Below are 24,023 nucleotides of genomic sequence, written 5' to 3' on the forward strand. Positions count from 1 at the left end.
CGCGGCGAGCGCAGCAAGGCCTACGGTGGCGATGATCGCTTGTCGGCGCGAGTACGACATTGCTACCGGGGCCTCTTCTCGATGACGTCCTTGATGACCGGCGCGGCCGAGAACGCGTTGGGCCAACCTGCGTAGAAAGCGAGATGTCCGACCACCTCTCCGGTCTCCTCCTTGGTCAACCCGTTATCCATCGCCCGGTTCAAATGGTAGGTGATCTGCGGGACCTGGCCGATCGCAACCAGGGCGCTGACGGTGACCAGGCTGCGGTCCCGCGGCGCTAGTCCCGGCCTCAGCCAGAGATCTCTAAACAGGACATCCGTTGTGTACTGGACCAGACTGGGGGTGATCTGTCCGAATTGCTGCGCGACGCGCGTGGCCCGCTGGGCCTCCGCCGCCTCGTCGAGCGGTAGCTGAGGACCGGAAGCCGGAGGGAGCTGATCGGCTCCAATGTTGCGGCTCTTGAACACGTCCTTCGCCGCTGAAACGGCGTCGATGGCATTGGCCCAGCCGGTATAGAACGCAAGATGCGTGATGATCTCCGAGATCTCGGCGGGCTTCACGCCATGGTCGAGCGCGCGATTGAGATAGAACGGCAGTTCGACCGTCTGATCGCGTGCGATCAGCGCGGCGACTGTAACGATGCTTCGGTCGCGCGGCGACATTCCTGGGCGCTTCCAGAGGTCGCTGAGCACGACGCCCTTCGCATAATTTTCGAGGGCGGGCGCGACGGCACGAAGGTCTTCGGTTGTGGGCATGGCTTTCAATCCTTCGATGGTTGCCTGTTGACCGCTGGCCGTGCCGGCGGCGATCAATAATGAAAGTACGGTTGCTGCGAGCAATTTCATTGCGCTTGTCCTCCGATGGTCCCTGGGCATGCTATGAGCCATGACGCGACGAGCGCGGCGCAAAGCACGGTGATGGCGCTGACGAGAAACACGACGTTCAAGCCGGCCCCTTTCGCGACCAACCCAAGCCCCGGGCTTGCGAGCCCCTGAGCCAGGTCGATGAAGGCGGTGTATGCTCCCATCGCAAGGCCGCGGCTCTGTGCCGGCACCCGCCGGACGGCTTCGCCGAAGCCGGGATAGACCAGCGAAAACCCGAATCCCGTGAGAGCGGCCCCGAGCAGCGCCAGATCGGGACAAGCGGCCAGCCACATCAGCGCCTGGCCGGTTGTTTCGATCAGGACGCAGAACAGCGCGACCTTGGCGCCGCCAAACCTGTCGGCTGCATGGCTGAAGAAAACGCGCGCGAAGATGAATGCGACGGCGTAGGCGGTGTATGCGAACCAGCCTTGCGTCCAGCCGCGATTAGCAAACAGCAACGCTGCGAACGTGGTCACGGCCCCAAATCCCACACTGCCCAGCGCCGAGCCGAGACCCGGTACCCACACCCCTCCAAACACTTTGACGAACGATAAGCGGGCGCGCGGCACCGGCACGACAGCGGGAAGCGGCGCAACAGCGACGCCGCAAACGGACGAGGATCGATAGTCTCTTGCATGGTTACAACGGACATCGCGTTCCTGGGATTTCGTCGCTTCGCGGCCCTCGTGCGGCCGCCGGTCAACTCGCTAGGTAAGCGCTTGGGGCCCCGGGGATTAGATGATAAAACTCAATTGGATTTATTGGGATACCCTATAAATGAAACGCGCCGACGCAAGCGACCTTCTCGCCTTCCTGGCGGTAGCGCGGGAACGCAGTTTCACCCGGGCGGCGGCCCGGCTCGCGATTTCCCAGCCGACCTTGAGCCAGACCATCCAAAGTCTGGAAGAGCGGCTGGGCGTCAGGTTGCTAAATCGCACGACCCGGAGCGTCACGCCGACGCAGGCCGGCGAGCGGCTACTGCTCACGATCGGGCCCAAGTTCGACGAAATGGACGTCGAACTCGGGGCGTTGAGCGAACTGCGCGAGAAACCGGCCGGAACGATCCGGATCACCGCGACGGAGTATGCCGCGCAGGCGATCCTCATGCCCGCCATGGCTAAGCTCGTACCGCAGTATCCTGACATCAAACTCGAGGTGATGATCGACGTCGGCCTGACGAACATCGTGGCGGCCCAGTACGACGCCGGGATCCGGCCCGGCGAGCTAGTGGCCAAGGACATGATCGCAGTCCGGGTCGGTCCGGACCTGCGCATGGCCGTTGTGGGCTCGCCGTCTTATTTCGTGTCCAGAAAGAGACCGCGAACGCCACCGGAGCTGACCCAGCACAACTGCATCAACCTCCACCTGCCCACGCATGGCGGGAGCTTGTATGCTTGGGAGTTCGAAAAGAGCGGCCGCGAACTCAACGTGCGCGTCGAAGGGCAACTCGTCTTCAACAGCTCTGGCGCCCTGCTGCACGCCGCCCTACAGGGTCTCGGCCTGGCCTACCTGACCGAAGGTCAGGTTCAGCCCTACCTGTCGAGCGGCAAGCTTGTCCGAATTTTGGCGGACTGGTGCCCGCCATTCTCCGGCTATCACCTATACTATCCCAGCCGACGGCAAACTTCGCCAGCGTTTTCGCTGTTGGTGGACGCCCTTCGCTATCGAGGGAAACGCTGAATACTTTTGAAGATTACCAGTCAATTTCAGCGAAGATGCGAAGGTCCGTGGCAAAGCCGTCGCGTTCCGACCAACCACACAGGATGGCGTCTTCAACGTCGTCTCGGAACCCAGACGATTGCAACCATCGACATCCGGCCTCTCGACGGAAAGCCCAGAAAGTATCCACGATGTCTTTGAACATCCGTCCACGATCTCCCCGGTCTGATCACCGCGCAAGCCGCTCTAGCTTTCGCTCGAAGGTAGGCTTGCTTTTTCCTTCAATGCCGCCACCTCCGCCTCCAGTTCCGCGATCCGCTGATCCCTCGCCGCCAGCGCGGCCGCGACATCGCCTGCGTCGAACTTCTGCGGAATGTGCTGCGGGCAGTTGGTATCCCATGCCGTGATCTTGAACAGGATCACCTGCTCCGGCCGCGCGCGATACCCCTTGGGCATCAGCGATGCCGTCAGCGCCTCGTCGTCCTCGACCACGCGGGCCTCGCCCCAGATCTTCACCCGACGGCGATGGGCGTAGTCCATCACGAAGATGTAGGCCTTGGGATTTTCGGAGAGGTTTCCCTGCGTGATGTATTGCCGGTTGCCGGCATAGTCCGTGAAGGCCAGCGTCTGCTTGTCGAGCACCTTCAAGAAGCCCTTCGGCCCGCCGCGGTGCTGGATGTAAGGCTGGCCATCCGCCGAGGCGGTGGCGAAATAGAAGCTGTCGGCGCCGGCGAGGAATGCCGCGAGGTCTTCGTCCACCTCAGTGCGCCAGCCCCGCTGCTCGGCATGCGCATAGCCTTCACGTGATCCCTTCCGGGTCTGGATCGATTTTACCGCGGGCGAGAAGGCCACGTCGCTGGCGAAAGTGTGGGTTGCCGTCATCGGAATATCTCCTGAATCCCGGCGCATTCCTGCGTCTTCGCCATGAAAGATGGATCTCTCAGCAGCTAAAACAATCAGCCCGCTTGACACTTCATCATTGCGATATATGCAATAATTCGATGGACCGTCTCGAAGCCATGCACGTCTTCATCACCGTCGCCGATCTGCGCGGCTTTGCGCCGGCGGCGCGAAAGCTGCGGCTGTCGCCCTCGGCGGTGACGCGGCTGATCGCGGCGCTGGAGGAGCATCTCGGCGCGCGGTTGTTGCAGCGGACCACGCGGCAGGTGACGCTCACCGATGTCGGCACGCGCTATCTGGAGCGCGCCCGGCGAATTCTCGCCGATGTCGAGGAGGCCGACGGCTCTGCACGTGAGGAGCGCAACCGGCCGAGCGGACGGCTGGTGGTATCGGCGCCGGTCGGCTTCGGCCGGCTCCATGTCGGGCCGGTCATGACCGCCTACCTCAAGCGCTACCCCGAGGTCGCGTGCGAATTGCGGCTGTCGGACAACCTCGTCAATCTCGTCGAAGACGCCGTCGACGCCGCGGTGCGGATCGGCCACCTCGCCGATTCCTCGCTGGTGGCACGCCAGGTCGGCGAGATGCGGCGGATCGTCGTGGCCGCGCCCGGCTATCTCAAGCGGCATGGCGAGCCGAAGACGCCGGAGGCGCTCCCCTCGCACCAGACCATCCAGTTCGGCCCTTGGCCCGCATGGCGCTTTCTGCGCGAGGGCCGCGATGTCGAGGTGACGCCGGCGCCGCGATTCATCAGCAACAGCGCCGACGCAGCCTTGCAGTATGCCGAAGCCGGCGGCGGCGTGACGCGTGTGCTGGCCTATCAGGCCGCCGAAGGGCTGAAGCGCGGGCGGCTCAGAATCGTGCTGGCGAAATACGAGCAGCCGGCGCTGCCGATCCACATCGTCTACCCGACCTCGCGCCTGCTCTCGGCCAAGGTGCGGGCGTTCATCGATCTCGTGGTGGAAACGGCGGCGTGGAAGTTTGGGTGAAGCCGTCATTCCGGGGCGGTCCGAAGGACCGAACCCGGAATCTCGAGATTCTCTGGTGCGCAAGTGCGCACCATAGTTCTCGCTTCGCGAGCCCCGGAATGACGGTTAGCCCTTCTTCGGCACCACGCGGAACGTCCCGCTCGCGCGCGCGATCACGGCATCGTCGGCCTTGATCAGGCTCTGCGCAAAGCAGATCGTCTTCCCGGTCTTGATGACGTCGCTCTCGATCGAGCACCATTGGCCGATCTCGGCGGAGCCGACAAAATCGATCGAAAGCGAGACCGTCACGAACGACGTGGTCCAGTTCGTCACCTGCGCGCAGCTGTAGCCCATGGCATTGTCGGCAAGTGCGGCGATCAGACCGCCATGGATCAGGCCGCGGCCATTGGTGTGCGGCCTTGCCAGACGAAGGCCAATGATGACGGCCCTCTCGGTCTTCTTCGCGTAGATCGGCTCCCAAGGTTCGGTGAGCGGGCTCTTGCGGGACAACGGCTCGAAGCCGTCGGGGATGGGGCTGGTGGTCATGCGTGCCTCGCGTCATTGGCTGGGGACCATAGAACGCGATGTGGATGACGGTTTCACCGCCTACAAAGTTTTAAACGGGATTTGCGCGGGTGTTTGAAACGGGCGCCACCGTCATTGCGAGGAGCTCGCGACAAAATTGCGAAGCAATTTGCGCTGATGCGACGAAGCAATCCAGAATCCTTCCGCGGAGGTGTCTGGATTGCTTCGCTTCGCTCGCAATGACGGGGTGTGCGGCGCCGCCACGTCTCCCTAAAACGGCAGCCCCACGTAATTCTCCGACAGCGACGTCATCGCGGCCTGCGACTGCGTCACGTAGTCGAGCTCGGCGAGCTGGATGCGCGCGCCGATGGAGCCGGTGTCGGGGAATTTGTGCAGCATCGAGGTCATCCACCAGGAGAAGCGCACCGCTTTCCAGACCCGCGCCAGCGCCTTCTCCGAGTAAGCGTCGATGCCGGCGCTCGATTTCTCGTCATAGAACTCGCGGAATGCGCTCGACAAATAATGCGCGTCGCTCGCGGCGAGGTTCAGTCCCTTGGCACCGGTCGGCGGCACGATGTGGGCGGCATCGCCGCACAGGAACATCCTGCCAAAGCGCATCGGCTCGGCGACGAAGCTGCGCAGCGGCGCGATGCTTTTCTCGATCGACGGCCCCGTGACGAGGCTGTCGGCCGCCTCCTGGTCGAGCCGGCGCTTCAGCTCGTCCCAGAAGCGATTGTCGGGCCACTGGTCGACATGGTCGTCGAGCGAGCATTGCACGTAATACCGGCTGCGCTTCATGGAGCGCATGGTGCAGAGCGCAAAGCCGCGGGCGTGGTTGGAGTAGATCAGCTCGTGGCTGACCGGCGGCGTCTCGGAGAGAATGCCGAGCCAGCCGAACGGGTAAATGCGCTCGAACTCCTCGATCGCCGAGGGCGGAACGCTGGCGCGGCTGACGCCGTGAAAGCCGTCGCAACCGGCGATGAAATCGCAATCGATCTCGTGAGTGATGCCGTCCTTGACCCAGGTTACGCGCGGGTGACTGCCGTCGAAGCCATGCGGCTGCACATCCCTGGCCTCGTAGACCGAGGTCAGACCGGCGGCCTTGCGCGCATTCATCAGGTCGAGCGTGACCTCGGTCTGGCCGTAGATCATCACGGTCTTGCCGGTCGCGCCCTTCATGTCGATGCGGTGACGGCGGCCGGAAAACGCGAGCTCGATGCCCTCATGCACCAGGCCCTCGGCATGCGCCCGTGCGCCGGCGCCGATCTGGTCGAGCAGGGAGACCGTTCCCTCCTCCAGAAGACCGGCGCGGATGCGTCCGAGCACGTAATCCGGGCTCTGCCTCTCCAGAATCACATTGTCGATGCCGTATTTGTGCAGCAGTTGCCCAAGCAACAATCCGGCCGGCCCGGCCCCGATGATTGCGACTTTTGTCCGCAATACTTGCTCCTCCCGATCCTGTAGGCTTTGGTCGCGGCTCGCTTGTCGCGATCGTCCGCGCGCGATAATTATATCATATAATCGTTGGGCAAAAGGGGCGTGCACGTCGCCGGAGCGCGACAAATCCATGCAACATGGCTGACGTAGATGTCGCGCCAGTTCCGGCTTGAACGCGCCAGCCAATTAGATAACATGTTAATTAAAGACGGGGCCATCGAAGCCCGCCGTCACAAAGAGGGAGAGACGCGTGATGAGGAAGGTCTGTTTGGCTTTGCTGCTGGCAGCAAGCGTGAGTCCTGCGTTGGCGCAGGACAAGACTTTTGACCTGAAGGTCTCGCACTGGGTGCCGGCGTCGCATCCGCTGCAAAAGTCGCTGGAAGACTGGGTGGCCGCAGTGAACAAGGATTCCGGCGGCACCATCACGGGGAAGGTGTTTCCGGCCCAGCAGCTCGGCAAGGCGTTCGATCATTACGACATGGCGCGCGACGGCATCGCCGACGTCACCTACGTCAATCCCGGCTACCAGCCCGGCCGTTTCCCGATCGTCGGCGCCGGCGAATTGCCGTTCCTGATCTCGGACGCCAAGGGCGGCTCGATGGGCCTGGATGCCTGGTATCGCAAATATGCCGAGAAGGAGATGAAGGACGTCAAATACTGCCTCGCCTTCGTCCACTCCCCCTCCTCCTTCCATTCCAAGACCAAGAAGATCGTGGCGCCGGAGGACGTGAAGGGGCTGAAGATCCGCCCGGCGCACGCCACCATGGCGAACTTCGTCACCTCGCTCGGCGGCACCAACGTGCAGTCGTCCGCGCCTGAAGTGCGCGACATCATCGAGCGCGGTGTCGCCGACGGCGTCACCTTCCCCTGGGGTTCCCTGGTGCTGTTCGGCATCGACAAGGTGACCAAATACGACATGGAAGCGCCGCTCTACACCACGACCTTCGTGTTCGTGATCAACAAGGACAAGTACAATGCGATGTCCGACAAGCAGAAGGCTGCGATCGACAAGAATTGCACGGTCGAGATGGCGGGCGTGGTCGGCGAGCACTGGGGCAAGTTCGAGGATGCCGGCATCGACAAGGTCAAGGCGGAATCCGGCCACGAGGTCTACAAGCTGACGCCGGAACAGACCGCCGCCTGGAAGAAGGCCGCCGATCCGCTGGTCAAGACCTGGAGCGACGGCGCCAAGAAGGCCGGCGCCGACCCGGACGCCGCACTCGCGGATTTGAAGGCGTCGCTCAAGAAGTACAACGCGCTGGCGGAGTGAGGCCCAAGTGCGGCCACCCATTCTATCTTCTCCCTCGCCCCGTTCTTACGGGGAGACGGTTGGGGTGAGGGGCCGCTTCCGCAAAAACAGTGACAGAGGGACTCGCGGAGAGTCCCCCTCACCCGCCACGCTTCGGACGATGCTTCGCATCGCTCGGCGCGTGTCGGCTTCTCCCCGCAGGCGGGGAGAGGCGAAGGACCGCGGCTGGAGTCGAGAGCAAGAATGGACATCGCACAGGACACACCCGTGAAGCGCTCCTGGATGGACCGCGTCATCGACACCATCGAATGGATCGCCGCCGGCTTCGTCGGCATCGTCGCGCTCGACATCTTCCTGTCGGTGCTGCTGCGCAACACACTGAACTATTCAATCCCCGACAGCTTCGACATCGGCCGCATGCTGCTCGGCATTCTCATCTTCTGGGGCATCGCGGCGACCTCCTATCGCGGCACCCACATCACGGTCGACCTCGTCTGGGGCAATGTCGGGCCGCGCCATCAGCGCTGGATCGACGTGTTTGCGACGCTGGTGCTGCTGTTCGTGGTCAGCGTGCAGACCTGGACGCTGTTCGACAAGGTGCGCGGCACCTACAACGACAACGTCCAGACCTTCGACATGCACATGCCGACCTGGCCGTTCTTCGCGGTCGCCTGGATTGGCGACGTCTCGGCGGTGTTGCTGATCGCGATCCGCACCTACCGTTTGATCTTCCATCCCGAAGACATGCACGACCCCAAGCTGAAGGCGACGGAGTAATCATGAGCACCGATGCCGTCGCCTTAATCGGCTTCGTTTCCCTGTTTGTCCTGATGCTGCTGCGCGTGCCGGTCGGCATGGCCATGGGCCTCGTCGGCGTCACCGGCTTCGCCTATCTCGTCAACGGGACGGCGGCGCTGAAGCTGGTCGGCCAGACCTCGATGCGCACGGTGACCGACTACACGTTCGGCGTGATCCCGATGTTTTTGCTGATGGGCTCCTTCGTCAGCAATTCCGGCATGAGCAAGGAACTGTTCCGGGCCGCCAACGGCTTCGTCGGTCACATGCGCGGCGGCCTCGGCATTGCCACCGTCGGCGCCTGCGGCGGCTTCGCCGCGATCTGCGGCTCCTCGGTCGCGACCGCCGCAACCTTCTCCGCCGTCGCCTATCCCGAGATGCGCCGCTTCGGCTATCCGCAGTCCTTTGCCACCGGCGTAATCGCGGCGGGCGGCACGCTGGGTGCGATGCTGCCGCCCTCCACCGTGCTCGCGGTCTACGGCATCATCACCGAGCAGGACATCGGAAAACTCTTCATCGCCGGCATCATTCCGGGCCTGCTGGCGATGACCATGTACATGATCACGATCTTCCTGATCGGCTATTTCCGGCCGGACTTCCTGCCCAAGGGCAAGGTGCTGCCGTGGCGCGAGCGTTTTGCCGGCCTGAAGGACATCTGGGCGCCGGTCTTGCTGTTCGTGTTCGTGATCGGCGGCCTCTACGGCCTGCCGTTCCTGCCGCGCTTCACGCCGACGGAGGCCGGCGGCGTCGGCGCCGCCGGCGCCTTCATCATCGGCGTCGTCACCGGCCGGCTCGACCGCGAGAAGATTCTCGCCTCGCTGCTGCAGGCAACTCGCACCGCGGCCGCCGTATTCACCGTGCTGATCGGCGCGCTGATCTTCGGCTATTTCCTCACGGTGACGCAGACGCCGCAGAAGGTGACCGAGTTCCTCACCGGTCTCGGCCTTGGTCCCTATGGCGTGCTGGCGCTGATCATGGTGATGTATCTGGTGCTCGGCTGCCTGATGGACGCCATGGCGATGATCATCCTGACCGTTCCGATCATCTTCCCCGTCATCACGCACCTCGGCTTCGACCCGATCTGGTTCGGCGTCATCATCGTCATGACCGTCGAGCTCGGCCTGATCCATCCGCCGGTCGGCATGAACGTCTTCGTCATCAAAAGCGTGGTGAAGGACGTGTCGTTCTCCACCATCTTCAAGGGCGTGATCCCGTTCGTGGCAACGGACCTCGTGCGGCTGGTGATTTTGATCGCCTTCCCGCTGCTGGCCACATGGCTGCCGACGCGGATGATGGCGCATTGAGGAGGTGAAGCAATGACGACACCCACCCTCGAAACCAAATACGTCTTCACCATCACCGCCAGAATCGGCGACGTCGTCACCGCCGGCGAGACCGGCATCGGCGTTCGCCGCATCATTCCGATCCTCGGCGGCGAGGTGAGGGGCGCGATATCAGGCAAGGTGCTCCCATTCGGCGCCGACTTCCAGACCATCCGCCCCAACGAGCTGATCGACCTCGAGGCGAAATACGCCTTCGAGACCGACGACGGCGCCATCGTTTACGTCGAGAACAAGGGCATGCGCTTCGGCCCGGTCGAGCTTCTGCAAAAGCTCAAGCGCGGTGAGCCGGTCGATCCGAAGCTGATCTATTTCCGCACCGTGCCCCGGTTCGAAACGGGGCGCGAGAAGTACCGCTGGCTGATGGAGCACATCTTCGTCGGCTCGGCCGCGCGGCATGCGGATCGCGTGGTGATCGACGTGCATCAGGTGATATGAGCCCCGGATTGACAAATCTGTCCGATGTGTATAAATACACACGATGAATGGCCGAGAAATTATCTCGGCCCTTCAGAGGGATGGCTGGGTGCAAGTGGCTCAAAAAGGCAGCCACATCCAGTTCAAGCATCCGACGAAAAAGGGCCGCGTCACGGTCGCTCATCCAAAGCGGGACGTCCCGCTGGGGACACTGAAGAGCATTGAACAGCAGTCCGGTCTGAAGCTGAGGTGAGCGCCATGCGCCATTACATTGGTCTGATCCGCAAGGACGCCGACAGCGATTTCGGCGTGTCGTTTCCCGATCTGCCGGGCCTCGTGACCGCAGGGACCACGCTGGACGAAGCGCGCGACATGGCCGAGGAAGCGCTGGCGTTTCACCTCGAAGGCATGGCGGAAGACGGAGAAGCGATCCCGGAGCCTTCGTCGCTCGAAGAGATCATGTCGGATCCCGAGAACCGTTCGGGCGTCGCCATTCTGGTATCGGTGAAGGACGATCAGCCAAAGATCGTACGCGTCAATGTTACCATGCCCGGTGATGTCCTGGAGCAGATCGACAGGTTCGCCGAGGCTCACGGCTACACGCGATCGGGGCTGCTTGCTCAGGCCGCGAAGAAGATGATGACCGAAGCCGCCTGAGGCGCTTCCACCCGTTGCGTCCAATGCGGCGCCCAGTCGCCTGACATTTTTCCGTTCGCAGGAGACTTCCAAAGCACAACAGCGGAGCCTCCCTTGTTGACTCCCCCAGAATTCGTTATACAACATAACTATTCTGACAAGGACGCAAATGACACAGGGAAACGCCGAGACCGCGGACGCGGGCGCCTCCGGGCTATTGAGGATCGAGCGGGCGGACCGGGTTCTGACCGTGGGCCTGAACCGGCCGGCCAAGCGCAATGCGCTCAACGACGGCATCATCCTGGAAATCGGCGAGTGCTTTGCATCGCTGCCCGAAGACATCGGTGCGGTCGTCATCCACGGCATCGGCGATCATTTCTCCAGCGGTCTCGATCTTTCGGAACTCCAGGACCATGACGCCACCGGCGGCTTGCTGCATTCGCAGATGTGGCACCGGGTGTTCGACCGTATCCAGTACAGCCGCGTGCCCGTGATCGCCGCGCTCCGGGGCGCTGTGATCGGCGGCGGGCTGGAACTCGCCTGCGCCGCGCATATCCGCGTCGCCGAGCCTTCGACCTATTTTGCGCTGCCGGAGGGGCAGCGCGGCATCTTCGTTGGCGGCGGCGGCTCGGTGCGGCTGCCACGGCTGATCGGCGTTGCCCGGATGATGGACATGATGTTGACGGGGCGCGTCTATAGCGCGACCGAAGGCGCCTCCTACGGCTTTGCGCAATATGTGACGGAAGCCGGCAACGGGCTCGGCAAGGCGCTGGAGCTTGCGACCAAGGTCGCCGCCAACGCTCCGCTGACGAACTTCGCCGTGCTCCAGGCACTGCCGATGATCGCGGAAGCCAATCCGCAAACCGGCCTGCTGATGGAATCGCTGATGGCGACGGTGGCGCAGAGCGACAAAGAGGCCAAGCGCAGGATCCGCGAGTTCCTCGAACACAAGACCGCCAAGGTAAAGCCGAAGTCATGACCGCACAGCCGTCCTCTTCCAGCATGGAGCGCGGCGCAAGCACTTCCCCGCTGCGTCCCATCTCGTTCGGCGATCCCGTCGTCGATATCGAGCGGCGCGACGACGGCACGATCTATCTGCGGCCCAAGCAGCCGCTCGGCGACTATCCCGTCCGCATCACCGACCGCCTGCATCACTGGGCGACGACGACGCCGGACCGCGTCTTCATGGCGGAGCGCCAAGGCGGCCGCGGTTGGCGCAAGATCACCTACGCCGAGCTGCTCACCGCGAGCCGGCATATCGCCTCAGGGCTGATTGCGCGCGGCCTGTCGGCGGAGCGGCCGGTCGTGATCCTCTCCGGCAATTCGATCGACCACGCGCTGCTCGCGTTCGGCGCGTTCTATGCCGGCATTCCGTTCTGCCCGGTATCGCCGGCCTACTCGCTGGTGTCGAAGGATTACGGCAAGCTCTCCTACCTGATGAAGCTGCTGACGCCGGGCCTCGTCTTCGCCGAGGACGCCGACAAGTTCGCCGACGCGCTCGCCGCCAATGTTTCGCTCGGCACCGAGATCGCCGCATCCTATGGCAGCGTGCCCGGGCGCGATGTCACCCTGCTCGCCGATCTCATGGCCGCGCCGATCCGCGGCGATCTCGACGCGGTGCACGGCAACATTGGCCCGGATACGATCGCAAAATTCCTGCTGACCTCGGGCTCGACCGGCAATCCCAAGGCCGTCATCAACACCCAGCGCATGATCTGTGCCAATCAGGTGATGCTGCGCGAGACACTCGCCTTCCTCAAGGACGAACCGCCCGTCATCATCGACTGGCTGCCCTGGAATCACACCTTTGGCGGCAACCATAATATCGGGCTGACGCTTTACAACGGCGGCTCGATGTATCTGGACGCCGGCAAGCCGGTGCCCGGCGGCATCGAGGAAACCGTGCGCAATCTCCAGGAGATTTCGCCGACGGTCTATTTCAATGTGCCCAAGGGCTACGAGTCCCTGCTGCCCTATCTGCGCGACGACCAGGGCCTGCGCGCAAAATTCTTCGACCGGCTGCATGCGATGTTCTTCTCCGGCGCCGCGCTGTCGCCGTTCGTCTGGAACAGCCTCGACGAGCTCGCGGTGAAGGAGAAGGGGTATCGCGTGCCGATGCTGACCGGCTTAGGCGCGACCGAGACCGCGCCGTTCTTCATGTCGGTCAATCCGCGCACCAGCCGCTCCGGCCACGTCGGACTTCCCGTGTCCGGCAACGACGCCAAGCTGGTGCCGAACAACGGCAAGCTGGAAGTGCGCTGCAAGGGGCCGAACGTCATGCCTGGCTACTGGCGCCAGCCCGACATCACGGCGAAATCGTTCGACGAAGAAGGCTTCTACAAGCTCGGCGATGCGCTCAAGCCCGTCGATCCCGATGATTTCAATGCCGGCTTCGATTTCGACGGCCGCATCGGCGAGGATTTCAAGCTTGGCAGCGGCACCTGGGTCAGCGTCGGCCCCTTGCGCGCGCGCTTCGTTGCGGCATGCGCACCGCTGGTGCGCGACGTCGTCATCGCCGGCATCAACCGCGATGAGATCTCCGCGCTGGTTGTGCTCGACCTCGACGGCTGCCGCCTGGTCAACCCGACGCTGCCGGCCGACGATCTCACGGTGACCGCCCGCGACCGGCTGGTCCGTGAGGCCTTCCGCGAGCGCCTGACGGGCTTCCTGGCCTCGGCCACGGGATCCTCGACCCGGATCACCCGTGCGATCCTGCTGGATACGCCGCTCTCGATCGACAAGGGAGAGGTCACCGACAAGGGCTCGATCAACCAGCGCGCGGTGCTGGAACATCGGGGCGCATTGATCGAGGAGCTCTATGCTGCCAATCCATCGGACCGTGTGATATCGGTCGGCTAAGAAACCATCGCACCAGGAGAACGCCATGTTGTTGAAGGATCAGGCAGCCATCGTCACCGGCGGTGCATCGGGACTGGGCGCGGCCACCGCGCGCAAGCTTGCAGCGCAGGGCGCCAGGGTCGCGGTTTGTGACCTCAATGCCAAGCTTGCAGAAACCGTTGCCGCCGAGATCAAGGGCGTCGCGGTGACCTGCGACGTCTCCGATGCGGCTTCCGCTGAAGCTGCGATCGCGCAGGCGACCAAGGCGCACGGCCCCGCGCGCGTGCTGGTCAATTGCGCCGGCATCGGCGTTGCCAAGCGCGTGGTCGGCCGCGACGGCCCGATGGCGCTTGCCGATTTCGACAAGGTGATCAAGGTCAATTTGATCGGCACCTTCAACATGCTGCGCCTCGCCGCGGCCGAGATGTCCAAGCTCGAGCCGCAAGCGACCGGCGAGCGCGGCGTCATCATCAACACCGCCTCCGTCGCCGCCTATGACGGCCAGATCGGCCAGTCGGCCTATTCGGCCTCCAAGGGCGGCATCGTCGGCATGACGCTGCCGATCGCACGCGAGCTGGCGCAGTTCGGCGTCCGCGTGCTGACGATCGCACCCGGCCTGTTCCTGACGCCGCTGCTCGCCAATTTGCCGCAGGAAGCCCAGGACTCGCTCGCTGCCGCGATCCCCTTCCCGCGCCGGCTCGGCCATGCCGATGAGTTCGCGGCGCTGGCGCTGCACATGGTCGAGAATTCATACCTGAACGGCGAAGTGGTGCGCCTCGACGGCTCGCTGCGCATGGCGCCGAAGTAGGGGAATCGTATGTTCGTGAACCGGCGCGAGGTGCAGATCCAGTGGGGCGACTGCGACCCCGCCAACATCGTCTACTACCCGCGCTATTTCGCGATGTTCGACGATTCGACGTCGACCCTGTTCGAGGTCGCCGGCTTCTCCAAGCAGGATCTGGTCCGGAAATACGGCCTGGTGGGGATCCCCATGGTCGACACGCGGTCCAGGTTCTACATCCCCTCGACCTATGGCGACTGGATCACCATCGAAACCAAGATCGAGAGCATCAAGCGCTCGAGCTTCGAGGTGAAGCACAACGTCTACAAGGGCGAGTCGCTCGCGATCGAAGGGTTCGAGACCCGCGTGCTGGTCGGCCGCGATCCCGTTAACCCCGACAAGCTGAAATCGGCACCATTTCCGGCGGAAATGGTGGCCAAGTTCACGGGGAGTTAGGCCTGGAGCTAAATCGCCGCATCACCGAAAGAGGGGGCTGAATTACCCCCCGAATTCTGCTTTCAAAGAAACACGTCAAGGGAGGAATAATAGATGAAACGCTTTTACCTGACCGCCGCCGTGGCTGCGGCGTCGCTTGCCCTACCGGCGCTGCCAGCGCTCGCCCAGACCAGCGAAGTCACCATCGGCATCACCACCACCACGACCGGCCCGGGTGCCGCGCTCGGCATTCCCGAGCGCAACGCGCTGGAGTTCGTGCCGAAGGAGATCGGCGGCGTGCCGCTGAAGGTGATCGTGCTCGACGACGGCGGCGATCCCACCACGGCGACCACCAACGCCCGCCGCTTCGTCACCGAATCCAAGGCCGACATCATCATGGGCTCGGCACTGACGCCGCCGACGATCGCGGTCTCCAACGTTGCCAACGAAGCCGGCATTCCGCATTTCGGCCTGGCGCCGTTCCCGATCACGCCGGAGCGCATGAAGTGGTCGGTGGCGATGCCGCAGCCGATCCCGATCGTGGGCAAGGTGCTCTACGACCACATGAAAGCCAAGGGCGTGAAGACCGTCGGCTATATCGGCTACTCCGACTCCTATGGCGATCTCTGGTTCAACGACCTGAAAGCGCAGGCCGTGCCGATGGGCATCACCATCGCCGACGAGGAGCGCTTCGCCCGTCCCGACACCTCGGTGACCGGACAGGTGCTGAAGCTCGTCGCCGCCAACCCCGATGCGATCCTGGTCGGCGCGTCCGGCACCGCGGCCGCGCTGCCGCAGACCGAACTGCGCGAGCGCGGCTATCAGGGCCTAATCTACCAGACCCATGGTGCCGCCAGCATGGACTTCATCCGCATCGCCGGCAAAGCCGCCGAAGGCGTGCTGATGGCTTCCGGTCCCGTCATGGACCCGGAGGATCAGCCGGACGAGGCCGCCACCAAGAAGCCGGGCCTCGCGCTCAACTCGGCCTATGAGGCCAAGTACGGCCCGAACAGCCGCAGCCAGTTCGCCGGCCATTCCTACGATGCGTTCGAGATCCTCAAGCGGATCATCCCGGCGGCGCTGAAAACCGCAAAACCCGGCACGCCGGAATTCCGCGAAGCGATCCGCCAGGCGCTGCTGTCGGAGAAGGAGCTGGCCGCGAGCCAGGGCGTCTACAACTTCACCGAAAAGGACCGCTACGGCCTCGACGAGCGCTCACGCATCCTGCTCACGGTGAAGAACGGCAAGTACACGCTGGTGGAGTAGGCGCGGAGCAGTTTTGAGACGACGAGAGCCGGCCCGGCGGGCCGGCTCTTTTGTTTTGCGCCCTCGAAACAACGCTACGCCGCCTGCCGCAGCGGGGCCCAGGCGAACTCCGGATAGTAATTGTCCATCATGCGATCGACATAGGCGGTGAGGTTCGGGAAGCCCTCGGCCCGCTGCCGCAGCCCGGACTCGAAGAACGGAGTCAGCATTCCCGCGAGCATACCAAAGGCGGTGGCATCGACGCCGCAGGGCTTGCTGCCCATCAGATACGACTTGTCGCCGAGCTGCACCGAGAGCGCGAACAGCGAGCGGACCGCAAGATCGACGTCGTCATCGGGCGCGTGGCGGCCGAGCCCCGAGAGCAGATAGTTCTCGGCGACGCGGAACTGGGCATCCTCGCGCAGCTTCTCGCGATTGTGCTCCGGCGCGCCGTCGAAGAAATGCGCAGGTCCCTTGGCGAAATTGACCGGATCGACCCAGCGCGCTCCGACCAGCGCCCAGTAGACATGATGCTCGATCATGCGCTCGAACGCCCAGGCCTGCGCGCGTTCCTGCAACGAGAGTCCGGCGTCGAAGTCGAAGCCATAGCGGCGCTCGAGATGGGCGCGGATGAAGGTGGAATCGGCCACCGCCTCGCCGCCGTCGTCGATGAACGGCAGCTGCCCCTTCGGCGAGGCCGGCGGCATCGCGCGCTCCTTCCGGTAGGGCAATCCCGCCATCTTGAGCTGCACCTCCGTCTTGGTGACAAAGGGGCTGATTTCCGGCAGGCCGAAGCCGGCGCCAAAGCCATAAAGCGTGATCATGAAAGCTCTCCTGAACGAAGCGAAAGATTGACGGAACCTAGTGCCGGGCTGCTGCCACCATGGTGGCAGCAGCCGTGATATCTTCTGCGAAACGGGCCCCTCGCCAGGCGCGGCCCATCACATGGCGGGCCAGCGCGTCCGCTGCCTGGATCAGCGAACGTGTCACCACGCTTGCGAATGCAAATCGGAGGTCGACAGCCATGAGATCGAACGAAACGAGGCGGCCGAACGCCCGGGCTTGCCACATCTGGGCGCGCCACAGCGGAGCGGCCGGGCCGAAATGGGTCGGAATGATCATGGACAAATCCTCTTCAGTCGATGTGTTGTCCCGGTATAGAACTCCCCTGCTGCCAACATCCTGTCAGCAGCCGCGCGGCGCGTTCTGAAAAAATCATCGGTAAGAGAACTGTCATGAGACGCGCCGACCGGCTGTTTCAGATCATCCAGGTGCTGAGGCGCACGCGTAAGCCGTTGACGGCGGACGCCATCGCGGCCGAGCTCGAAACCTCGAAGCGCACCATCTACCGCGACATCGCAACCCTGATCGGCCAGCGCGTTCCGATCCGCGGCGAGGCCGGCATGGGCTACATCCTGGAGAAAGGTTTCGACCTGCCGCCCTTGATGCTGACGCCGGACGAGATCGAGGCCGCAGTGCTGGGCGCGCAATGGGTCGCGGGCCATGCCGATTCGGCGTTGGCGCGCGCGGCTGAAGACCTGATGGCCAAGATCGCCGACACCGTGCCCGAGCGCCTGCGTCCCTTCGTGCTGGAGCCGGCGAGCCGGGCGCGGCCGAGCTGGAACAGGGAGCCGGACCGCCTGGACATGGCGCGCACGCGCACCCAGATCCACGAAGGCAAGAAGATCATGCTGCGCTATCGCGACGAGCAGGGCCGCCCCAGCGAGCGCATGATCTGGCCGATCTCGGTCGGCTATCTCGAAGCCGTGCGCCTGCTCGCGGCCTGGTGCGAGCTGCGCGGCGACTTCCGCAGCTTCCGCACCGACCGCGTGGTGGATGCGAGCTATCTCGACGAAAGATATCCGGAGCGGCGCGACGTGCTACGTGCAAGATGGCGCCAGAGCCTGGTCTGGGGCCCGCCAAAGGACACGTGAGCACGATGGAAGAGACCTCCCCCCTCGATCCGTCGAGCTGTTGCCAGAGCTGCGGCGCCTGCTGCGGCTATTCCGAGAACTGGCCGCGCTTCTCGATCGAGAGCGACGAGGAGCTCGCTGCAATCCCGGAAGCGCTCGTCAACGCGCGCCAATCCGGCATGCGCTGCGAAGGCGATCGCTGTTCGGCGTTGCGGGGAGAGATCGGAAAGCAGACGGCCTGCGGCATTTATGAGGTGCGGCCGGAGGTCTGTCGCACATGCATGCCGGGCGACGCCGAATGCGCGATGGCACGGCGGAAATTCGGGCTGCCGGTGATAGAGACCGTTTAGGCCGGAACGGCTTCGCCGATCTCGTCGTCGATCTCGTCATCGAGCGGCGCGAGCACCGAGAGCGGCTTGGTCGACAAGGTGATCGGCTTGCGGCCCCCCGACAGCGACGGCGACGATTTGGCCGCGCCCGCGCGCGACAGCGCGTAGAGCGTCGAGCCGACACGGCCGCCGTTCTCGATCAGGTCGCGCTCGCTGCAGCTGCCCGCGATCGCGACCGCCAGCGAATGCAGATGGCTGCGGCGATAGCAGAACAGCGCCAGCCTGGCGCGTGCGTCAGGGGAAACACTCTCAACCAGCCTCGGCAGGCCGCTCTCGCTGGCGCGATACATCTCGCCAAGGAGCTCGTCGCGGACCGGGCAGAAATCGCTTTCAAAGGTATCGCGGCTTGAAAACATTGCAGTTCTCCCTCGCATGGGAAGATGCAGCGCAATTGTCTAACGAAAGGTTAACCACGCTGCCCGGTAGTCACCCGGGGTGGTTGCCCGCCGGCCGGGAATCAGGGGCCAGACCTGCTGCTTGCCGTCATTCCGGGGCGGTCCGCAGGACCGAACCCGGAATCTCGAGGTTCCGGGTTCTCGCTTCGCGCGCCCCGGAACGACAGTGCGCAATCAGTCAGTTCGCCGCCATGAAGATGGAGAGGCCGAACCCGGTCAGATGGTGCAGCGCCTGGTCGACGCCGATCAGGGTCCAGAACCAGGGATGCGCGAGATCGACGCCGAAATTGGCCGAGACCATACCCTTGGCGCGGTCGATCGTGATGTGGATCACGAAGTCGATGAACGCGACGAACCAGAATTTGGGCGCCACGATCAGGATCAGCGGCAGCGCAACCGCAAGGTGGATCAGGCAATGCACCAGAAGCGGGAGGGCCCAGCCGTGCTTCTGATCCTTGCCCTGCGCCATCCAGGCGGTCTGGAGAACGAAATCGGCGATGATGTGCTTGAAGGTGAGCAACAACATCCAGCCAATGAGCGCCTCGACCGGAATCGCCGATGACAGGGGTGGAAACGACAAGCTGACGCCCTCATTGACGTGACAAGAAAAATTGGAGCGTTCAGCGCAACTTCTTCTTGGACCGGTCAAATCGCCGGGACGTGTGATTTATGACATCTCCCGCGGCGGAATGCAGCCGGGGGGAACCGGAAAATCGCCAACTGTGGCTAACTGGTGATAGGATGACCAATCGCCGCGCCGGATCGAGTAACGTTACCTTCGGCTCGAAATTTGCTTTCCGGTTTCGGCGCGCTATCATTGTCGGCAGGGAAATACCGTTCTTTTTTCAGACGTTTAGGAATTGCAGGGCGCCCGCCGCGATCATATCCGCGAGCCGGCCAGCCCCCAGCAGGAATAAGGCCAGAGTGCTGCCATGAGTACTGACACGAGTACTGAAGGCCCCACCACGTCACCGGTCGAGCCGCCGCCGCGGCGTCCCAAAGTGATCAAGACCAATCAACAGCAGGTCCTCCTCTACGTCGTGCTGACCCTGCTGCTGTCGCTCGCCACGGTGTGGGGCGGCCGCGCGCTGGTACACAATTCGGAGACGCTGACCTTTGCCGTCGGCGCCCCCAACAGCGACGAGGCGATGTTCGCCGCCAAGCTCGCCACCGTGCTGAAGAACAACGCCTCGCGTCTCCGGATCAAGGTCGTCAACAATCCAGACAACGCCAGGGCGCTCGCCCAGTTCGACCGCAAGCAGGCCGACCTCGCCGTGCTGCGCACCGACGCCAAGGTGCCGCCGCGGGCGCGCACGCTCGCGATCCTCGAGCACGATCTCGTGCTGCTGCTCGGCCCCGGCAACAAGAAGATCAAGTCACTTGCCGAGCTGAAGAAGAAGAAGGTCGCGGTCGTGGCCGAAAGCGAGGCCTCGCTCGCCTTCGTGCGCAGCATTCTCGACATCCCCGATGGTCCTGACGCCGCGCGGATCCAGATGGCGCCGCAGGGCGCCACGCTCGACAAGCTGTTTGCGCCGGGAAACGGCTTCGGCGCGGTGATCGCCATCGTCCATGCCTCGAGGGCGGTGCGCGACAAGGCCTATGAGCAAGTCGCCAGGCGCGGCGGCTTCACGCTGAATGCGATCGACGAGGCCAAGGCGCTGGCGCGCAAGATCCCCGGCATTTCCGGCGAGACGCTCACCGCGGGCACGCTGTCCGCATCGCCTGAAATTCCCGCCGACGACCTCGACACGATCGGCCTCGAATGGCTCCTGGTGACGCAATCGAAGATGTCGCCGTCGACAGCGGGCGAGCTCGCGCGCACCGTCTACGAGAACAAGTCCGCGCTCGGGCTCGACAATGGTTTTGCCACCAGGATCGAGCCGGCCTCCGTCGAGAAGGACGCCTTCGTGATCGCGCATCAGGGGGCGGTCGACTACATCAACGACGACACCAAATCGTTCATGGATAAGTACAGCGACCTGATGTATCTGGGCGCCGCCGCGCTCAGCGTCATCGGCTCGATCTTCGCCGCCATCTACACCAAGATCACAAGGATCGCGCCGGAGAAGGCCAGCGAGCTCTCAACCGCCATCCTCGACGTCGGCGAGCGCATCGAGCACGCGCATTCGCTGGATCAGCTCGAGTGCCTCCAGGACGAGCTGGAAGGAATATTGCGCGGCGCCGTCATCGGCCTCAGGGACGGCACGATCAGCACCGACGGGCTCGACACTTTCAAGCTCGGCTACGAGTTCGTCCGCGACGAGATCGGCATGCGCCGCGACTATCTCAAGCGCCATGCCGTCGAGGCTGACAAGGCCGCCCAGGATATGGCCCTTCCCCAGCACGACGAGAGCAATATCGTGGTGGTGAAGACCGCTCAGAACGCCTGACCTATCGACGGCCTTGCGGCGACAGCTTGCCGAACCTCCCGCGAAGCAGCGGGCCCGATACGGGAACCGTCCCCGCCCACAACCGTTTTCCCCCGGGATACAACCGGAGAACGCAGCATGCGTACGCTCCTCATCATGATCCTTCTGGGGATGCTGGCGGCGGCTGGTTATTTCGCCTATTCGGCAATGGCGGTCGAGGGAGAGCCGATCCCGACGGAAGGCTATGTGGCGCTTGCGCTGGGGGCGGGTTTTTCCATCGTCGTCGGCATCGGCCTGATGATGCTGCTTTTTTTCAGCAGTCGCCGCGGCTACGACGAGCCGCCACATTTCAGGTAGCGACCTGGGCCGGCCCCGGCACCGGACCGCGCGCGCCCTGGTCCACGATATTCAGGCGCCTCAGGGGCCGTCGTTGACGGCCCCTGCCCGGGCGGGCACTTTGGCGACGGCGTCCCAGCCGGGACCGCAAGAGCCAAGTCCAAGAACCAAGACCGAGCCCGCCTTCCCGCATGTCCAAGCCGTTGATTCCCGCTTTGGCCCAGTTCGTGGCCGCCACGGCCGGCCGCAACATGACCACGGCGGCCTACGTGGCTGTGACCGTTGGCGTGCTCAGCATGGTGCTGCTGACGGTTGGCCCGGCCTATCAGACGGTCCATGGCTGGGTCGATGCCCTGCTGTGGGCCTGCCTGGTCTATTTCGTGTTCGAATGGGTGGTTCGGCTGCGCCACATGGCGCAGCAGGGACGTCTTGCGCTCTACATGTCCTCGTCCGCCGGGCTGGTCGATGCCGTCGGCGCGCTGGCCGTACCGGCCGCGCTGCTGCTCGGCGTCGAGGCGAAAACGGCCTGGCTGCTCAGCGTGCTCTGGGTGCTGAAAGTGGTGCCGGGCATTCCCGGCCTGCGGCAGCTGCGCCGGGTGCTGGTGCTGGAATCGGGACCGCTGGTCAGCGTGCTCGTGATCTTCCTGATGGTGGTCTTCCTTGCCTCCGTCGCCGAATATTTCCTGGAGCGGGACGTGCAGCCCCAGACTTTCGGCAGCATCCCCGCCGCGCTGTGGTGGGCTGTCGCCACGCTGACGACAACGGGCTATGGCGACGTCGTGCCCGTGACGCCGCTCGGACGCATGGTGGCGGCGCTGGTGATGATCTCCGGCCTCGGCGTGTTCGGCCTGTGGACGGGTATTTTGGCGACCGGATTTGCCGCCGAGACCCGGCGCGACAATTTCCTCAAGACCTGGGAATCCGTCAGCAAGGTGCCGTTCTTCGCGGCGCTCGGGCCCGCGGCGATCGCCGACGTCACCCACATGCTGCGCACCATGGAGCTGCCGGCACGCACCATGATCATCCGCAAGGGCGCGCAGGGCGACTGCATGTATTTCATTGCCGCCGGCGAGGTCGAGGTCGACCTGCCCGGCAAGAAGGTGCGGCTCGGCGAGGGCGCCTTCTTCGGCGAGATGGCGCTGCTCGGCAACAACAAGCGCGGCGCCAATGTCTCGACCACGAAAGTGTCGCGGCTGCTGGTGCTCGACCTCGTCGATTTCCGCGTGCTGATGGCGCGGCACCCGGATCTGGCGGAGACCATCGACGCCGAGGCCAAACGGCGCACGCTCGAAAACAAGTAAATGGAGACAAGAATGTCGGATCTCACCGACGCGCCTTCCGGCCCCGTGCTCGAAATCACCGGCGCACGCGCCACCATCCGGCCTCAACCGTCCCAAACATCTCAACCGGCTCCAGGCCGAGGATCTGGGCGAACTGATAAAACTGTTCGACCGGGTCGAGGCCGATCCTGATATCCGGGTGCTGGTGCTGACAGGCACGGGCCGGGCCTTTTCGGCAGGCTATGACCTTAACTCGGTCGCCGAGCGCGCGGTCAGCGCGAGCGAGCAGCAGAGTGCGGGCTCCGCGTTCGAGGTGGTCGTCAACAAACTGGAGGATCTGGGTGTGCCGACGATCTGCCGGCTCAACGGCGGCGTCTATGGCGGCTCGACCGACCTCGCGCTGGCCTGCGATTTTCGCATCGGCGTCGACACCGCCGAGATGTTCATGCCGGCGGCGCGGCTCGGACTGCATTACTACCGAAGCGGCATCAAGCGCTACGTGACACGGCTCGGCGTCGACAACGCGAAGAAGCTGTTCCTCACCGCGCAGAAAATCACCGCGCCGGAGATGCTGCGGATCGGCTATCTCACCGCCATGGTGCCGGTGGAATTGCTGGATGAAGAGGTCGACAAGCTCGCGGGCGTCCTCGCCGGCAACGCACCGCAGGCGATGCGCGGCATGAAGCGCGCGATCAACGATTTCGCCCGCGGCGAACTCGATGAGCAAGCCGCCGACCAGCGCCACCGCGACAGCATGCGCGGTGACGAGATCAAGGAAGGCATCAGGGCGTTTGCGGAGAAGCGGGCGCCAAAATTCTGATCACGCCCGCTTCGACCGCATCGCGCGCACCTGCGTGAGCTTGGGATCGCGGACGAACGCCTGATATTGTTTGCTGTCGACGGCGTAGATCGCGATCCGGCCTTCACTGTCGGCATGAACGCCCCAGCCGAAGCGCTTGCCCAGGCTCGACGCCCTCATGCACGCCTCCCCCCGGGAGAAGAACGCTTCACGCGCCGCGCGCTTCTCCGCTTTCGCCGCCTTCCCATCGAGCTCGCGTCCCGGCGCAGACGTCGCGAAGATCACGTCGTCGGACGTGTATTTGTAAGGCGCCTTGGCAATCATCCCGTATTGCAGGCACGCCACCGTCGGCTTTCCCGCGCGCAACGGCGGCGCCTCGCCAGTACGCGCGGGACAGTCTTCGGCAACACGGATAAAGGTGTTGAAGCAGTTGGTCGTGTGCGTCGGCTTCGTCATC

Annotated in this window: 29 protein-coding genes and 1 pseudogene; 20 read left to right on the forward strand and 10 right to left on the reverse strand. The window is 64.0% G+C overall.

Going from position 1 to position 24,023, the window contains the following annotated elements; all coding sequences use genetic code 11:
* Nucleotides 1-62: 62 nt before the first annotated feature.
* Together QSV46_RS07400 and QSV46_RS07405 are read right to left on the reverse strand one after the other, a co-directional pair.
* Nucleotides 63-845 carry a carboxymuconolactone decarboxylase family protein gene (locus tag QSV46_RS07400; RefSeq protein ID WP_314948643.1) on the reverse strand — a complete coding sequence of 261 codons (783 nt, stop codon included), beginning with the start codon at nt 843-845 and terminating at the stop codon, nt 63-65.
* Nucleotides 842-1,438, reverse strand: coding sequence for an MFS transporter (locus QSV46_RS07405; protein WP_409997153.1), 597 nt, complete (start codon nt 1,436-1,438; stop codon nt 842-844). The genes QSV46_RS07400 and QSV46_RS07405 overlap by 4 nt, the downstream gene beginning before the upstream one ends.
* A gap of 202 nt (nt 1,439-1,640) precedes the next feature.
* On the opposite strand from QSV46_RS07405, the gene QSV46_RS07410 reads away from it, so the two are divergent.
* Entirely contained in the window at nt 1,641-2,543 is a 903-nt protein-coding gene (locus tag QSV46_RS07410; RefSeq protein ID WP_314948646.1) for a LysR family transcriptional regulator, read from the forward strand.
* A 225-nt stretch (nt 2,544-2,768) separates the two neighbouring features.
* Here QSV46_RS07410 and QSV46_RS07415 read toward each other — a convergent pair whose 3' ends face one another.
* Nucleotides 2,769-3,404 (reverse strand): pyridoxamine 5'-phosphate oxidase family protein, encoded by a 636-nt coding sequence (locus QSV46_RS07415; RefSeq protein ID WP_314948648.1) that lies wholly within the window; start codon nt 3,402-3,404, stop codon nt 2,769-2,771.
* Nucleotides 3,405-3,523: 119 nt separating this feature from the next.
* Between QSV46_RS07415 and QSV46_RS07420 the strand changes: the two genes are divergently transcribed.
* Nucleotides 3,524-4,408: a LysR family transcriptional regulator gene (locus QSV46_RS07420; RefSeq protein ID WP_314948650.1), complete on the forward strand. Its 885-nt coding sequence runs from the start codon at nt 3,524-3,526 to the stop codon at nt 4,406-4,408.
* Between the two features lie 105 nt (nt 4,409-4,513).
* On the opposite strand, the gene QSV46_RS07425 is transcribed toward QSV46_RS07420, so the two are convergent.
* Together QSV46_RS07425 and pobA are read right to left on the reverse strand one after the other, a co-directional pair.
* Nucleotides 4,514-4,933 carry a PaaI family thioesterase gene (locus tag QSV46_RS07425; protein ID WP_314948652.1) on the reverse strand — a complete coding sequence of 140 codons (420 nt, stop codon included), beginning with the start codon at nt 4,931-4,933 and terminating at the stop codon, nt 4,514-4,516.
* A gap of 249 nt (nt 4,934-5,182) precedes the next feature.
* Nucleotides 5,183-6,352: a 4-hydroxybenzoate 3-monooxygenase gene (gene pobA / locus QSV46_RS07430; protein WP_314948655.1), complete on the reverse strand. Its 1,170-nt coding sequence runs from the start codon at nt 6,350-6,352 to the stop codon at nt 5,183-5,185.
* Between the two features lie 147 nt (nt 6,353-6,499).
* Here pobA and QSV46_RS07435 point away from each other — a divergent pair, with 147 nt between their 5' ends.
* From QSV46_RS07435 to QSV46_RS07490, 12 genes are all read left to right on the forward strand, one after another.
* Nucleotides 6,500-6,676, forward strand: a complete 177-nt coding sequence (locus QSV46_RS07435; protein ID WP_314949273.1) for a hypothetical protein — start codon at nt 6,500-6,502, stop codon at nt 6,674-6,676.
* The gene (locus QSV46_RS07440) at nt 6,603-7,619 is read left to right on the forward strand and encodes a TRAP transporter substrate-binding protein (RefSeq protein WP_314949252.1); all 1,017 of its coding nucleotides are present in this window, start codon (nt 6,603-6,605) and stop codon (nt 7,617-7,619) included. The genes QSV46_RS07435 and QSV46_RS07440 overlap by 74 nt, the downstream gene beginning before the upstream one ends.
* Before the next feature lie 246 nt (nt 7,620-7,865).
* Nucleotides 7,866-8,375 carry a TRAP transporter small permease gene (locus QSV46_RS07445; protein WP_314949254.1) on the forward strand — a complete coding sequence of 170 codons (510 nt, stop codon included), beginning with the start codon at nt 7,866-7,868 and terminating at the stop codon, nt 8,373-8,375.
* 2 nt (nt 8,376-8,377) lie between these two features.
* On the forward strand, nt 8,378-9,697 hold the full coding sequence (locus QSV46_RS07450) for a TRAP transporter permease (protein WP_314948658.1): 1,320 nt from the start codon (nt 8,378-8,380) through the stop codon (nt 9,695-9,697).
* Between the two features lie 12 nt (nt 9,698-9,709).
* Entirely contained in the window at nt 9,710-10,171 is a 462-nt protein-coding gene (locus QSV46_RS07455) for a DUF3237 domain-containing protein (RefSeq protein WP_314948661.1), read from the forward strand.
* Between the two features lie 43 nt (nt 10,172-10,214).
* Nucleotides 10,215-10,403 (forward strand): type II toxin-antitoxin system HicA family toxin, encoded by a 189-nt coding sequence (locus tag QSV46_RS07460; protein WP_314948664.1) that lies wholly within the window; start codon nt 10,215-10,217, stop codon nt 10,401-10,403.
* A 5-nt stretch (nt 10,404-10,408) separates the two neighbouring features.
* Nucleotides 10,409-10,807, forward strand: a complete 399-nt coding sequence (locus QSV46_RS07465) for a type II toxin-antitoxin system HicB family antitoxin (RefSeq protein WP_314948666.1) — start codon at nt 10,409-10,411, stop codon at nt 10,805-10,807.
* Between the two features lie 148 nt (nt 10,808-10,955).
* Nucleotides 10,956-11,765, forward strand: a complete 810-nt coding sequence (locus tag QSV46_RS07470; protein ID WP_314948668.1) for a crotonase/enoyl-CoA hydratase family protein — start codon at nt 10,956-10,958, stop codon at nt 11,763-11,765.
* Nucleotides 11,762-13,645 (forward strand): feruloyl-CoA synthase, encoded by a 1,884-nt coding sequence (locus QSV46_RS07475; RefSeq protein ID WP_314948671.1) that lies wholly within the window; start codon nt 11,762-11,764, stop codon nt 13,643-13,645. The genes QSV46_RS07470 and QSV46_RS07475 overlap by 4 nt, the downstream gene beginning before the upstream one ends.
* Nucleotides 13,646-13,670: 25 nt before the next feature.
* Entirely contained in the window at nt 13,671-14,432 is a 762-nt protein-coding gene (locus QSV46_RS07480; RefSeq protein WP_314948674.1) for an SDR family NAD(P)-dependent oxidoreductase, read from the forward strand.
* 9 nt (nt 14,433-14,441) lie between these two features.
* The gene (locus QSV46_RS07485) at nt 14,442-14,861 is read left to right on the forward strand and encodes a thioesterase family protein (RefSeq protein ID WP_314948677.1); all 420 of its coding nucleotides are present in this window, start codon (nt 14,442-14,444) and stop codon (nt 14,859-14,861) included.
* A 93-nt stretch (nt 14,862-14,954) separates the two neighbouring features.
* Nucleotides 14,955-16,106: an ABC transporter substrate-binding protein gene (locus QSV46_RS07490; RefSeq protein WP_314948679.1), complete on the forward strand. Its 1,152-nt coding sequence runs from the start codon at nt 14,955-14,957 to the stop codon at nt 16,104-16,106.
* 74 nt (nt 16,107-16,180) lie between these two features.
* Here the strand turns inward: QSV46_RS07490 and QSV46_RS07495 are convergent, their stop codons facing one another.
* Entirely contained in the window at nt 16,181-16,909 is a 729-nt protein-coding gene (locus QSV46_RS07495) for a glutathione S-transferase family protein (RefSeq protein ID WP_314948680.1), read from the reverse strand.
* Nucleotides 16,910-16,946: 37 nt separating this feature from the next.
* Complete coding sequence (locus QSV46_RS07500; RefSeq protein ID WP_314948683.1) at nt 16,947-17,207, reverse strand: hypothetical protein; 261 nt, start codon at nt 17,205-17,207, stop codon at nt 16,947-16,949.
* 113 nt (nt 17,208-17,320) lie between these two features.
* On the opposite strand from QSV46_RS07500, the gene QSV46_RS07505 reads away from it, so the two are divergent.
* Entirely contained in the window at nt 17,321-18,019 is a 699-nt protein-coding gene (locus QSV46_RS07505; RefSeq protein WP_314948685.1) for a YafY family protein, read from the forward strand.
* Between the two features lie 5 nt (nt 18,020-18,024).
* Nucleotides 18,025-18,348, forward strand: coding sequence for a YkgJ family cysteine cluster protein (locus QSV46_RS07510; RefSeq protein ID WP_314948688.1), 324 nt, complete (start codon nt 18,025-18,027; stop codon nt 18,346-18,348).
* Here the strand turns inward: QSV46_RS07510 and QSV46_RS07515 are convergent.
* Both QSV46_RS07515 and QSV46_RS07520 read right to left on the reverse strand, forming a co-directional pair.
* A complete protein-coding gene (locus QSV46_RS07515; protein WP_314948691.1) occupies nt 18,345-18,743 on the reverse strand; it encodes a hypothetical protein in 399 nt (132 codons plus the stop codon). The genes QSV46_RS07510 and QSV46_RS07515 overlap by 4 nt on opposite strands.
* A gap of 217 nt (nt 18,744-18,960) precedes the next feature.
* Nucleotides 18,961-19,308 (reverse strand): DUF3307 domain-containing protein, encoded by a 348-nt coding sequence (locus tag QSV46_RS07520; RefSeq protein WP_314949256.1) that lies wholly within the window; start codon nt 19,306-19,308, stop codon nt 18,961-18,963.
* 406 nt (nt 19,309-19,714) lie between these two features.
* Here QSV46_RS07520 and QSV46_RS07525 point away from each other — a divergent pair, with 406 nt between their 5' ends.
* The 4 genes and pseudogenes from QSV46_RS07525 to QSV46_RS07540 all read left to right on the forward strand — a co-directional run bounded on the left by QSV46_RS07525 (nt 19,715) and on the right by QSV46_RS07540 (nt 23,587).
* Nucleotides 19,715-21,172 carry a TAXI family TRAP transporter solute-binding subunit gene (locus tag QSV46_RS07525; protein WP_314948694.1) on the forward strand — a complete coding sequence of 486 codons (1,458 nt, stop codon included), beginning with the start codon at nt 19,715-19,717 and terminating at the stop codon, nt 21,170-21,172.
* 117 nt (nt 21,173-21,289) lie between these two features.
* A complete protein-coding gene (locus QSV46_RS07530; RefSeq protein WP_314948697.1) occupies nt 21,290-21,508 on the forward strand; it encodes a hypothetical protein in 219 nt (72 codons plus the stop codon).
* Between the two features lie 170 nt (nt 21,509-21,678).
* Complete coding sequence (locus tag QSV46_RS07535; protein WP_314948700.1) at nt 21,679-22,788, forward strand: cyclic nucleotide-gated ion channel; 1,110 nt, start codon at nt 21,679-21,681, stop codon at nt 22,786-22,788.
* 12 nt (nt 22,789-22,800) lie between these two features.
* A pseudogene (locus QSV46_RS07540) lies at nt 22,801-23,587 on the forward strand (enoyl-CoA hydratase/isomerase family protein).
* Here the strand turns inward: QSV46_RS07540 and QSV46_RS07545 are convergent.
* Complete coding sequence (locus QSV46_RS07545) at nt 23,588-24,022, reverse strand: DUF6157 family protein (protein ID WP_314948703.1); 435 nt, start codon at nt 24,020-24,022, stop codon at nt 23,588-23,590.
* Nucleotide 24,023 lies beyond the last annotated feature (1 nt).

Source organism: Bradyrhizobium cosmicum (assembly GCF_032290525.1).
Taxonomy (GTDB): Bacteria; Pseudomonadota; Alphaproteobacteria; order Rhizobiales; family Xanthobacteraceae; genus Bradyrhizobium; species Bradyrhizobium cosmicum_A.

Excerpts from the sequence above, each read along its gene's own strand:
- QSV46_RS07400 (WP_314948643.1), bottom strand. The coding sequence starts at position 845 with ATGAAATTGCTCGCAGCAACCGTACTTTCATTATTGATCGCCGCCGGC.
- QSV46_RS07410 (WP_314948646.1), top strand. The coding sequence starts at position 1,641 with ATGAAACGCGCCGACGCAAGCGACCTTCTCGCCTTCCTGGCGGTAGCG.
- QSV46_RS07415 (WP_314948648.1), bottom strand. The coding sequence starts at position 3,404 with ATGACGGCAACCCACACTTTCGCCAGCGACGTGGCCTTCTCGCCCGCG.
- QSV46_RS07420 (WP_314948650.1), top strand. The coding sequence starts at position 3,524 with ATGGACCGTCTCGAAGCCATGCACGTCTTCATCACCGTCGCCGATCTG.
- QSV46_RS07425 (WP_314948652.1), bottom strand. The coding sequence starts at position 4,933 with ATGACCACCAGCCCCATCCCCGACGGCTTCGAGCCGTTGTCCCGCAAG.
- QSV46_RS07435 (WP_314949273.1), top strand. The coding sequence starts at position 6,500 with ATGTCGCGCCAGTTCCGGCTTGAACGCGCCAGCCAATTAGATAACATG.
- QSV46_RS07440 (WP_314949252.1), top strand. The coding sequence starts at position 6,603 with ATGAGGAAGGTCTGTTTGGCTTTGCTGCTGGCAGCAAGCGTGAGTCCT.
- QSV46_RS07450 (WP_314948658.1), top strand. The coding sequence starts at position 8,378 with ATGAGCACCGATGCCGTCGCCTTAATCGGCTTCGTTTCCCTGTTTGTC.
- QSV46_RS07455 (WP_314948661.1), top strand. The coding sequence starts at position 9,710 with ATGACGACACCCACCCTCGAAACCAAATACGTCTTCACCATCACCGCC.
- QSV46_RS07460 (WP_314948664.1), top strand. The coding sequence starts at position 10,215 with ATGAATGGCCGAGAAATTATCTCGGCCCTTCAGAGGGATGGCTGGGTG.
- QSV46_RS07465 (WP_314948666.1), top strand. The coding sequence starts at position 10,409 with ATGCGCCATTACATTGGTCTGATCCGCAAGGACGCCGACAGCGATTTC.
- QSV46_RS07470 (WP_314948668.1), top strand. The coding sequence starts at position 10,956 with ATGACACAGGGAAACGCCGAGACCGCGGACGCGGGCGCCTCCGGGCTA.
- QSV46_RS07475 (WP_314948671.1), top strand. The coding sequence starts at position 11,762 with ATGACCGCACAGCCGTCCTCTTCCAGCATGGAGCGCGGCGCAAGCACT.
- QSV46_RS07480 (WP_314948674.1), top strand. The coding sequence starts at position 13,671 with ATGTTGTTGAAGGATCAGGCAGCCATCGTCACCGGCGGTGCATCGGGA.
- QSV46_RS07485 (WP_314948677.1), top strand. The coding sequence starts at position 14,442 with ATGTTCGTGAACCGGCGCGAGGTGCAGATCCAGTGGGGCGACTGCGAC.
- QSV46_RS07490 (WP_314948679.1), top strand. The coding sequence starts at position 14,955 with ATGAAACGCTTTTACCTGACCGCCGCCGTGGCTGCGGCGTCGCTTGCC.
- QSV46_RS07495 (WP_314948680.1), bottom strand. The coding sequence starts at position 16,909 with ATGATCACGCTTTATGGCTTTGGCGCCGGCTTCGGCCTGCCGGAAATC.
- QSV46_RS07500 (WP_314948683.1), bottom strand. The coding sequence starts at position 17,207 with ATGATCATTCCGACCCATTTCGGCCCGGCCGCTCCGCTGTGGCGCGCC.
- QSV46_RS07505 (WP_314948685.1), top strand. The coding sequence starts at position 17,321 with ATGAGACGCGCCGACCGGCTGTTTCAGATCATCCAGGTGCTGAGGCGC.
- QSV46_RS07510 (WP_314948688.1), top strand. The coding sequence starts at position 18,025 with ATGGAAGAGACCTCCCCCCTCGATCCGTCGAGCTGTTGCCAGAGCTGC.
- QSV46_RS07515 (WP_314948691.1), bottom strand. The coding sequence starts at position 18,743 with ATGTTTTCAAGCCGCGATACCTTTGAAAGCGATTTCTGCCCGGTCCGC.
- QSV46_RS07520 (WP_314949256.1), bottom strand. The coding sequence starts at position 19,308 with ATGTTGTTGCTCACCTTCAAGCACATCATCGCCGATTTCGTTCTCCAG.
- QSV46_RS07525 (WP_314948694.1), top strand. The coding sequence starts at position 19,715 with ATGAGTACTGACACGAGTACTGAAGGCCCCACCACGTCACCGGTCGAG.
- QSV46_RS07530 (WP_314948697.1), top strand. The coding sequence starts at position 21,290 with ATGCGTACGCTCCTCATCATGATCCTTCTGGGGATGCTGGCGGCGGCT.
- QSV46_RS07535 (WP_314948700.1), top strand. The coding sequence starts at position 21,679 with ATGTCCAAGCCGTTGATTCCCGCTTTGGCCCAGTTCGTGGCCGCCACG.
- QSV46_RS07545 (WP_314948703.1), bottom strand. The coding sequence starts at position 24,022 with ATGACGAAGCCGACGCACACGACCAACTGCTTCAACACCTTTATCCGT.